Raw genomic sequence first — 911 nt, 5'->3', positions numbered from 1 at the left:
ATCGAGAAACGCGGGCGTGAGATGATCGGCATCGCGCTCATTGCAGCGGGCCTCGTCGTGGCGCTGATGCTCGGCTCTTACGTGCCTGACGATCCCTCCTGGCTCTCGGCCACCGACGCGCCCGCGCAAAACATCCTCGGCCGGTTCGGCGCTTCCATCGCCGGGCCGCTCTTCATCATTGTCGGCCACGCCGCATGGACGCTGCCGGTGATCCTCGGGGCCTGGGGTGTGCGCTTCGTGCGCCACTACGGCAGCGAGCGCGCCCTGTCCCGGCTCGTCTTCGCGCCCATCGCCGTGGCGCTTGCCGCGATCTACGGTGCCATGCTCACCCCGGGCGGCGACTGGGCCCACAGCTTTGGCCTCGGCGGGCTCTTCGGCGACACTGTGCTGGGCGCCCTGCTCAACATCCTGCCCTTCGCCGCGGGCCTCGGCGTCAAGATCCTTGCCATCCCCTTCGGCCTCGCCGCGCTGGCCATGCTGGTCTTCGCGCTGGGGGCTACCAAGCCCGAGCTCAAGCTCTTTGCCCGCTTCCTCATGGTCGGCACGATCATGCTCTATGCCGGGGCGATGAAGCTGCTGGGCAAGGGCGCGCAGGGCTCGCTCACGCTGGCGCAGGCCGTCAAGGCGCGCCGCGACGCCCGCCGCGAAGCCGCAACCGAGCGCGAGCTGCTGGCAGAGGCCGCCGCTCCCGCGCCCGCCCGGCATGATTTTACCCCGCGCCCGCTGGTGATGCGCGATGACGAGCCGATGCCCGCCACCGCTCCCGCACCGGTCGAGCGCAAGGGCCTGCTGGCCTCGGTCACCGGCTTCGTCCGCCGCCCGGTGGAGCCAGAGCTGGTCGAGCATGAGCCGCAGCTCGATTACGATCCCGAGCAGCCCGCCGACGATCGCATCCGCGCCCGCATCTCCGA

General features: G+C 70.7%; 1 protein-coding gene. It reads left to right on the top strand.

Features of this window, described 5'->3' with window-relative positions:
• On the top strand, positions 1-911 hold a 911-nt coding region (locus DYI42_RS23910), incomplete at both ends, for a DNA translocase FtsK 4TM domain-containing protein (protein WP_213549630.1).

The sequence above is a fragment of the Vannielia litorea genome (assembly GCF_018424695.1).
Taxonomy (GTDB): Bacteria; Pseudomonadota; Alphaproteobacteria; order Rhodobacterales; family Rhodobacteraceae; genus Vannielia; species Vannielia litorea_A.
Note: the sequence above shows the minus strand (reverse complement) of the source record. Positions and strands in the feature narration are given on the sequence as shown.